The sequence below is a fragment of the Methylobacterium sp. E-025 genome, from assembly GCF_022829705.1.
GTDB lineage: Bacteria > Pseudomonadota > Alphaproteobacteria > Rhizobiales > Beijerinckiaceae > Methylobacterium.
In genome coordinates this window covers 22,914-31,021 of record NZ_JAKSYR010000048.1, presented here as the reverse complement: position 1 = coordinate 31,021, position 8,108 = coordinate 22,914, and the positions used below count along the sequence as shown (strand labels likewise).

The 8,108-nt window shown below is 73.0% G+C and carries 12 protein-coding genes; 1 reads left to right on the top strand and 11 read right to left on the bottom strand.

The annotated features are described in order from the left end of the window. From MKK64_RS04280 to MKK64_RS04255, 6 genes are all read right to left on the bottom strand, one after another. Window positions 1-147: 1-deoxy-D-xylulose-5-phosphate synthase N-terminal domain-containing protein (locus MKK64_RS04280; RefSeq protein ID WP_243932353.1), on the bottom strand; the 147-nt coding region annotated here is incomplete at its 3' end. Between the two features lie 81 nt (window positions 148-228). Then, entirely contained in the window at window positions 229-489 is a 261-nt protein-coding gene (locus MKK64_RS04275; protein WP_147728480.1) for an exodeoxyribonuclease VII small subunit, read from the bottom strand. 144 nt (window positions 490-633) lie between these two features. Continuing rightward, on the bottom strand, window positions 634-1,146 hold the full coding sequence (locus tag MKK64_RS04270) for a tyrosine phosphatase family protein (RefSeq protein WP_147728481.1): 513 nt from the start codon (window positions 1,144-1,146) through the stop codon (window positions 634-636). 26 nt (window positions 1,147-1,172) lie between these two features. After that, window positions 1,173-1,733, bottom strand: a complete 561-nt coding sequence (locus tag MKK64_RS04265) for a hydrolase (protein ID WP_147728487.1) — start codon at window positions 1,731-1,733, stop codon at window positions 1,173-1,175. Between the two features lie 29 nt (window positions 1,734-1,762). Continuing rightward, window positions 1,763-2,398: a DNA-3-methyladenine glycosylase I gene (locus MKK64_RS04260; RefSeq protein ID WP_147843984.1), complete on the bottom strand. Its 636-nt coding sequence runs from the start codon at window positions 2,396-2,398 to the stop codon at window positions 1,763-1,765. A gap of 5 nt (window positions 2,399-2,403) precedes the next feature. After that, a complete protein-coding gene (locus MKK64_RS04255; protein WP_243932349.1) occupies window positions 2,404-3,252 on the bottom strand; it encodes a YgfZ/GcvT domain-containing protein in 849 nt (282 codons plus the stop codon). Between the two features lie 118 nt (window positions 3,253-3,370). Between MKK64_RS04255 and MKK64_RS04250 the strand changes: the two genes are divergently transcribed. Then, window positions 3,371-4,708: a dihydroorotase gene (locus tag MKK64_RS04250; RefSeq protein WP_243932348.1), complete on the top strand. Its 1,338-nt coding sequence runs from the start codon at window positions 3,371-3,373 to the stop codon at window positions 4,706-4,708. Window positions 4,709-4,733: 25 nt separating this feature from the next. Here the strand turns inward: MKK64_RS04250 and MKK64_RS04245 are convergent, their stop codons facing one another. From MKK64_RS04245 to MKK64_RS04225, 5 genes are all read right to left on the bottom strand, one after another. After that, on the bottom strand, window positions 4,734-4,988 hold the full coding sequence (locus tag MKK64_RS04245; RefSeq protein ID WP_147728485.1) for a hypothetical protein: 255 nt from the start codon (window positions 4,986-4,988) through the stop codon (window positions 4,734-4,736). Between the two features lie 160 nt (window positions 4,989-5,148). Further along, the gene (locus MKK64_RS04240) at window positions 5,149-5,586 is read right to left on the bottom strand and encodes a TIGR02301 family protein (RefSeq protein ID WP_243932352.1); all 438 of its coding nucleotides are present in this window, start codon (window positions 5,584-5,586) and stop codon (window positions 5,149-5,151) included. 26 nt (window positions 5,587-5,612) lie between these two features. Continuing rightward, the gene (locus MKK64_RS04235) at window positions 5,613-6,047 is read right to left on the bottom strand and encodes an NUDIX hydrolase (RefSeq protein WP_147728810.1); all 435 of its coding nucleotides are present in this window, start codon (window positions 6,045-6,047) and stop codon (window positions 5,613-5,615) included. Window positions 6,048-6,073: 26 nt separating this feature from the next. Continuing rightward, on the bottom strand, window positions 6,074-7,180 hold the full coding sequence (locus tag MKK64_RS04230; RefSeq protein ID WP_243932347.1) for a hypothetical protein: 1,107 nt from the start codon (window positions 7,178-7,180) through the stop codon (window positions 6,074-6,076). After that, complete coding sequence (locus MKK64_RS04225; protein ID WP_147728807.1) at window positions 7,173-7,895, bottom strand: SDR family NAD(P)-dependent oxidoreductase; 723 nt, start codon at window positions 7,893-7,895, stop codon at window positions 7,173-7,175. The genes MKK64_RS04230 and MKK64_RS04225 overlap by 8 nt, the downstream gene beginning before the upstream one ends. Window positions 7,896-8,108 lie beyond the last annotated feature (213 nt).

The following is an 8,108-nucleotide window of genomic DNA, read 5'->3' as shown; positions in this document are numbered from 1 at the left end:
CCCCGACCCGAGATGACCGCCCGTCACCGACACGGCCTCGATCATCTCCGAGCGAACCGCGTCCGCCACCGCCCGGAGATCGCTCTCCGGAAGCAACCGCAACGCGGACGTCTCGGACAAACCGTCCAAAATCGAGGGGGCCGGCATCGAGGGGGTCTGCGTCACGGGTTCGGCCTCATATCGATCTCGAACGCCGAACGAGGCTGCGGTGCTCGGGCACGGCGCATCTCAATCGACGTCAAGGGGTGCGACGCCTTCGGCGCGCCCGTCGGGTGTCAGGGTGATGCGCTGGATGCGGGCCTCGGCCCGCTTCAGCAGCATCTCGCAGTGGCGCTTCAGCGCCTCGCCGCGCTCGTAGATCGTCACCGATTCGTCCAGCGCCACGTCGCCCTTCTCCAGGCGGCGGACGATGTCCTCGAGCTGCTCCAGGGCCTTCTCGAAGGGCGTGTCGGCGGCGATCGCGGTCGCGTCGGGTCGGCTTTCGGTCATCCCTACAGGATCCTTTGGTGCGGTTCTAAGGCGGAGGCGGCGACCGCCACAACCCCACGTGCCTTCGCGGCGGGCGGAGACACGCGGTTTTTCCAGCCGGCGGCGACGTTTGCGCCACACCGGTATGCCGGTGGGCTCGACCGGTCAGCCGAGCTCGAAACGAAACGGCGTGCCCTCGAAGGCGTCCGCCCCGCGGCCGATCGCGGCGACGGCCGAGACCATCCGGCCGTCGCGGCCGAGCAGCCGGTCGGCGATCTCGACGAACAGGCGGTTCGGCGTCGCCGACGGCGAGGCGAGGCGTAACGCCGCGGCGGCCTCGGCCTCGTCGCGGGCCGGATCGAGGGCGCAGGCGGCGATGTAGGCCGCGGCGGTCGAGCGGCTGATGCCGGCGTAGCAGTGGATCACCATCGGCTTCTCGCGCGGCCACGCCGCGACGAAGTCGAGGATGGCGCGCACGTGGTCCTCGGCCGGGAGAACGTACCCGTCCGTCGCGACCGCGATGTCGCTGACGCCGACCACCGCGTGGCAGCCCTCGGCGATCGTCGCCGGCCGCTCCGGCGCCGAGGGCAGGTTGAGCAGCGTCAGGACGTGGCTCGCCCCAGTCGCCGCGATGGTTTCGGGCAGGCGCGACAGGGGGCAGACGTGCAGCGTCGGCATCTCGGGTCCGGGTTCTGGGTCGGGTGTCAGGATTTCGCGAGCTCGGCGAAACGGTCGAGATAACGGGCCTGCGCCTGCGCGGTCGGCCAGGGGTCGAGCAGGGCGAGGACCGGCTCGGGCAGGGTCTCGTGCCGCCCGAAGTAGCGCGTCGCCTCGTCCGGCGCGAATCCGGCGAGCCGCACCGCCTCGGCATGCGCCGCCACCCGGTCCGCACGCTTGACCAGGCGGGCGAAGGCCGGGGTCGGCGCCTCGAGCCCGAAGCGCCGGCGGATCGCAGCGAGCAGGCGGCGCTCGACACCCTTGTAGGAATCGCCGATCGCGGCCTTCAACGGCGAGATGATGTCGCCGACGACGTATTCCGGCGCATCGTGCAGCAGCAGCTCGAGGCCCTGTGCCGGCGTGCACCCGGGCGTGAGATGCAGGCCGACCGCCTCGACCAGCAGCGAGTGCTGCGCCACCGAGAAGACGTGCGGCCCCGCGGTCTGCCCGTTCCAGCGGGCGACGCGGGCGAGCCCGTGGGCGATGTCAGCCACCTCGATGTCGAGGGGGGAGGGGTCGAGCAGGTCGAGCCGGCGGCCCGACAGCATCCGCTGCCACGCCCGCGGCTGCAGCGCGCTCAACGGCCCGGCTCCGCCAGCGCGGCGCAGGGCGCGTGGCGATGGCAGCCGACGAGGTGATCGTTGACCATGCCGACCGCCTGCATGAAGGCGTGGACGATCACCGGGCCGCAGAAGGTGAAGCCTTCGGCCTTCAGCGCCTTGGCGATCCGCCGCGACACGTCGGTCTCGGTCCGGATCTCGCTGCGGGTCCGCGCGCTGCCCTGGATCGGCCGGCCGTCCGGCAGGTGATCCCACAGGAAGCGCGAGAAACCGGGGCCGCGCTCCTCGATCCGCAGCCAGGCGCGGGCGCCGGCGACGGTGCCGACGATCTTGGCGCGGTTGCGGATGATGCCGGTGTCCTGCATCAGCCGCTCCACGTCGGCCTCGGTGAAGCGCGCGATGGCCTCTGGATCGAAGGCGGCGAAGGCGCGGCGGAAGCCGTCGCGCCGGCGCAGGATCGTGATCCACGACAGCCCGGCTTGGAAGCCGTCGAGAATCAGCTTCTCGTAGAGCGCGCGGCCGTCGTGCTCGGGCACGCCCCATTCGCCGTCGTGATAGGCGACGTAGAGCGGATCGAGCCCCGCCCACCAGCACCGGGCGCATCCGTCGGGATGGCGGACGAGGCCTTCGACCGGATGCGATGCCTCGGTCATTCAGTTCAGCCCGCCGCGACGTCCGGCATCGCGAAGCTGGCGAAGGCCGGGCGCTCCACGGTCAGCACCTTGCCGTCGGCGCGCAGCGGCTCGCCGGCCGCGATCGCGTCGGCGAGGCGGTCGAGGCGCAGCATCGCGAGGCCGCGCCCGGCGGCACGGCTCCCCGTCACGCCGAGCACCTTGGCGCCGGCGGTGATCTCGGAGCCGGGCGCGGCCGCCTCGCCCGCGGGATAGATGGCGGGCAGCATGCGGGTGCGGGCTGTGCCGCGGTGCTGCATCCGCGAGACCACCTCCTGGCCGACGTAGCAGCCCTTGCGGAAGTCGACGCCGCCGAGCTGGTCCATCAGCGCCTCGTGCGGGAAGGCGTCGCTGAACGGGAAGTCGCGCCCGCCCTCGGGGATCCCGAGCGCGATGCGGTGGGCGTGGTACTCCGCTTCGGACGCGTTCGCGGAGAAGGCGCCCGCCGCCGCGTAGAGCCGCGCGCCGAGGCCTTCGGCCCGGGCATCGGCCACGGCGTCGACCTCGGCGGCGGTGGTGGCGCCGTCCCAGGATGCGGCGATGGCGATGGTCGGATCGACCGCGATCTCGACCTTGGCGCGCAGGCGATAGAGGGTCAGGCGCTTGGCAAGCGCCGCAGCCTGCTCGGCCGGCACGTCGAGGCGGTACCCGTCGGCGATCCGCGAGATCAGGAAGTCGAACTGGATCTTGCCCTGCGGCGTCAGCAGGGCGCCGAGGCGCGCCTCCGCCTCGCCCAGCGTCTCGACGTTGCATGTGATCACGCCCTGGAGCAGGGCGGTGGCGTCCGGCCCAGTCACGGTGACGAGGGCGCGGTCCGGCAGCAGGGCGATCGGCATGGCAAGTCCTCACTCGGCCCGATCGGGCCTTCCAGGCCGCGCGATTGCGCGAGGATGAGGCGTGACATAAGCCGCCCGGGACCCGGCCTCAACCAAGGCGTTTCCGATGGCATCCCCGATGGACCAGCCCTTCGACCTCGTCCTCTCCGGCGGCACGGTGGTGAACCAGGACGGCACGCACCTTGCCGACCTCGGCATCCGCGGCGGGCGCATCGCGGCGATGGGCGACCTCGCGCAGGCAGCCAGTGCCGAGCGGCAGGATTGCGCCGGCCTGCACCTGCTGCCCGGCGTGATCGACACCCAGGTGCATTTCCGAGAGCCCGGCCTCGACCACAAGGAAGATCTCGAATCCGGCTCGCGGGCGGCCGTGATGGGCGGCGTCACCGCCGTGTTCGAGATGCCGAACACCAAGCCGCTCACCACCAGCGCGGACGCGCTCGCCGACAAGGTGGCCCGCGCGCATCACCGGATGCATTGCGATTTCGCGTTCTGGGTCGGCGGCACCCACGAGAACGTGGCGCAGCTCGCCGAATTGGAGCGGCTGCCCGGCGCCGCCGGCATCAAGGTGTTCGTCGGGTCCTCGACCGGGTCGCTGCTGGTCGAGGACGATGCGGGCGTGCGCGCCATCCTCACGGCGATCCGCCGCCGCGCCGCCTTCCACTCCGAGGACGAGCCGATGCTGCGCGCGCGCAAGGATCTCCGCGTCCCCGGCGACCCGTCCTCGCACCCGGTCTGGCGCTCGCCGGAGGTGGCGATGGCGGCGACGCGGCGGCTGGTGGCCTTGGCGCGGGAGACCGGCGCCCGCATCCACATCCTGCACATCTCGACCGGCGACGAGATGGACTACCTTGCCGACCACAAGGACGTGGCGAGCGTCGAGGTGACGCCGCATCACCTCACCCTCGACGGCGACGAGGCCTATGCGCGGCTCGGCACGCTCGTGCAGATGAACCCGCCGGTGCGCGGCGATGCGCATCGCCGAAGGATCTGGTGGGGACTCGGGCAGGGCGTCGCCGACATCCTCGGCTCGGATCACGCGCCGCACCAGCTCGACGAGAAGGCCAAGCCCTATCCGGACTCGCCCTCGGGGATGACCGGGGTGCAGACGCTGGTGCCGATCATGCTCGACCACGTCGCGGCCGGACGGCTGTCGCTCGAGCGCTTCGTCGACCTGACGAGCGCCGGGCCGAAGCGCCTGTTCGGCATCGCACGGAAGGGGCGGCTCGCGATCGGCTACGACGCCGACGTGACGGTGGTCGACCTCAAGCGCCGCGAGACGATCCGCAATGCCTGGATCGCCTCGAAGAGTGCCTGGACGCCCTACGACGGCAAGACCGTGACCGGATGGCCGGTGGGGACGGTGGTGCGCGGGGCCCGCGTGATGTGGGACGGTGTGCTGACCGCGCCGTCGCGCGGCGAGGCCGTGACCTTCGAAGAGGCGCTGGCACGGGCCTGAGCCCGCGCCAGCCGCGGCATCGGGCTCAGTGCTGGAGCGCGGTGGTGAAGGCGCCGCCGCGGATGCGCTCGGGAAATCCCTCGGCGTAGCGGGCGGTCGCCTCCTCGCCGTAGGTCATGACCAGTTCCTGGAAGGCGGCGAACAGGGCCGCCTGCGCCATGCAGTCGCCGTCGAGACCGTCGAGGCAGCCCTCGGCGAACGCCTCGGACACGTAGCCCAGGGCGGCGCGCTTCTCGTCCACGTCGGCTTCGAACGGGGCGGTCTGAGTGCTGTTCTGCATGGGGCGTCGCATCCGTTGCGCGCGGGCTGGAGGCCCGGCGTACGGAAAGGATGATAGGCGGCTCACGGGTCCGCGACCAGCCGGGAATTGCGAAGCGGTTAACGCGGATGGTCGAATACGACGGTTTCCCCGGATGCTTCTGCCGTGTGGCCGGTTTGCATCAACCGCCGAAACGGCCGGCCAGCGCGTGCGACAGGCGCTCCCCCTCGGCCACGAAGCGGCCCGCCGCCTCGTGCGCGGCCGGCGTGCAGACGCGGTAGGTGGAGGCGTAGCCGCGGTAGCCGCGGTTGTACGCCCCGGCGAGGCGGTCGCGCCGCCCGGGGGTGACGCCCTCGGCCTCGATCAGCGCCTTCATCCGGTTCGGCCACTCGGCAGCGTCGGCACCCGCGCACAGCTCGCGCAGGAAGGCCAGCGATCCGATGATCTCGGACAGCCGCGTGAGGTCGCGGTCGTAGGGTGCGGCCTGCTCCGGGGGCGGCGGGGGCGGCTCCTTCTCGGCAGGCTTCGGGGCTTGCCGCGCCGGGGGGCGCTGCTGCGCAAGCGCCGGAGCGTGCGCGGTAACGGCGAAGCCGGCGCCGACCGCGAGGACCGGCAGGATGAGGTGCAGGAAGGACGGCTTGCCGATCACGGGCGGTCCCCGGGTCGACGGGCGGCGACCTTTGCGAAGGCGTCCGCCAGCGTGTCGGCGAGACCCGGCGTCGTTTCGAGGTCGGCGATCTCGTCGCGCGTCGCCCAGCGGACGGCGAGGGCTTCGGGGCCGGCCTCCGGCTCGCCGCCGATCCAGAGGGCCGCATGGGGGTGGACAACGTAGTGATGGCGCACGCGACCGTCGGGCTCGCGCTGGATGATCTCGGTCGGCGGCAGGACGCCGATCATCTCGGCGTCGAGGCCGACCTCCTCCTTGAGCTCGCGCAGGGCGGCGTCGGCGATCGCCTCGCCGGCTTCGACCAGCCCGCCGGGGAGGGTCCAGACGCCGCGCATCGGCGCGTTGGCGCGCGCCGCCAGCAGCACCCGGTCGCCGCGGATCACCGCGATCGACGCGCCGACGAAGGGGCGCATGGGAAACAATCGCGCATCGGCCTCGCTCACGGCTTCGTCCCATCCGGCGCGACGACCGCGACGCGTCCGTCGGACAGGCCGACGAGGATGCGCACCTTCGTCCCGCGCCCGAGCGCGGCGACGCCGTAGGCGGCGGGGGCGGGCAGCGCGATCCGCGCGCGCTCCCTGATGCCGCCCTTCAGCGAGACCAGGGCGATGGCCGAATTGTCGGCGACGGGCAGAGCGAGGTCCGCCTGCGCGCTGCCTTCGCCCTCGACCGCGGTGGCGAGATCGACGTCGCCCGGGCCGGAGGCGTAGCCCGGCGCCTCGCCGGCGAGGGTGAAGGCGTCGACGGCGGGCGTCCAAAGCTGGAGGCGCCCGCCCTTCGCGAGAACCGCGGCGACCTGCGGCGACCCGGTCCCGCCGAAATCGGCGACGGCGGCGATCCGCAGCGGAGCGCCATCCTGGGAGGGCGTCCGGGCGGTGACGGCCCAGTCGCCGATACCGGCGCGGGTGACGAGGGCCAGACCCGACGCATCGCCGCCGCGGAGCGTCGCCGCGACGAAGGCCTGGCGTCCGGCGAGGCGCACGGCGCGCGGCCTCGCGAGGGCGAAGGTCGCGTCCGGGCCGGCGGCGACCGTCACGGTCGAGACCGGCACCGGCTTCGGATCGCCGCCCATCGCCACCGGCTGGCGCTCGCGGATGGTGAGGCCCGCCGCGGAGGGGGCGGCGCCGATCGCGCGGGTGGCCCCGGTCAGGTAGGCGGAGGCCGCACCCGACAGCGTACGGCGCGAGCCCGGAACGGCCCCGCGCGGTGTCTCGGCTGCCGTCAGTCCGTCGATCGCCTCGGCACCGAGCAGCGTCGTCCTGATCGCGCCGTCGACGAGGCTCAGGGCCGCGCCGCCCTCCTTGCCCCAGACCACGACGAGGGGCGCGCTCTCCTCCTCGCCGACGTCCGGCGCGGCCGGCGCCGCCGTCGGCCGGGCGAGCGGGATCAGCCCGGACGTCGCCACCGCGACGGCGACCTCGCTCCGCGGCCCGCGCATCGCGGTCGCCTGGAACGGCAGATCGAGGATCGTGACCGCCGGCTCGGCGGCGGCGGGCGTGGCGGCGAGAACGACGAGGAGCAACCAGCGGGACAGCCGGTCAGACATGCTGCCCGCCGTTGATGTGCAGCTCGGCGCCGTTCACGTAGGACGAGGCCTCGGTGCACAGGAAGTAGATCGCCTTGGCGACCTCGTCGGGCGTGCCGAGGCGGCGCTGCGGGATCTGCTCGACCAGCTTGTCGGTTCCGGGCGACAGGATCGCGGTGTCGATCTCGCCGGGCGAGATCGCGTTCACGCGCACGCCCAGCGGCCCGAAATCGGCGGCCATCTCGCGGGTCAGGCCGGCCAGCGCCGACTTCGAGGTGCCGTAGGCCGCGCCCGCGAACGGGTGGACGCGCGACCCGGCGATCGAGGTGACGTTGACGATCGACCCCTTGGCGCGGGCGAGCTCGTCGCGCAGGCCCTGGGCGAGCAGCACGGGCGCGAAGAAGTTCACCTGGAACACCCGCTGCCAGGTGGCGAAGTCGGTCGGCAGGGCGCCGAGGCGCTCGCCGTTCGGCCCCTTGGGCGAGATGCCGGCATTGTTGACCAGCGCGTGGAGCAGGCCGCCCTCGATCGACAGCCGCTCGGCGACCTCGCGGACCCCGCGCACGGTATCCTCGGCGTCGGCGAGGTCGACCTGGAGGTGGTCCTCCGGGCCCATCTCCCACGGGCAGTTCTCGGGAAAGGCGTGGCGCGAGCAGGTGATCACCCGCCATCCCGCCGCGGAGAAGCGCTTGACGGTGGCGTGGCCGATGCCCCGGCTCGCCCCGGTGAGCAGCATGACGCGACGGCGTTCGTTTCCGGGTATGGCCAAGGCCGTGCCTCGCTTCCGATCGGGGTCGGCGCCGGGGCACCCCGGCGGGCCGCCGCGCTGAGCCCAAGGTCTAAGCGCAGCCGGCCCGAAAATCCAGGGACTTCGCCGCGTCGCAACACCGGCGGGGACGCTTGACCAGGCACCGATGCGGCGGGATCACCTGGGCTCCGCAGCCCCTCG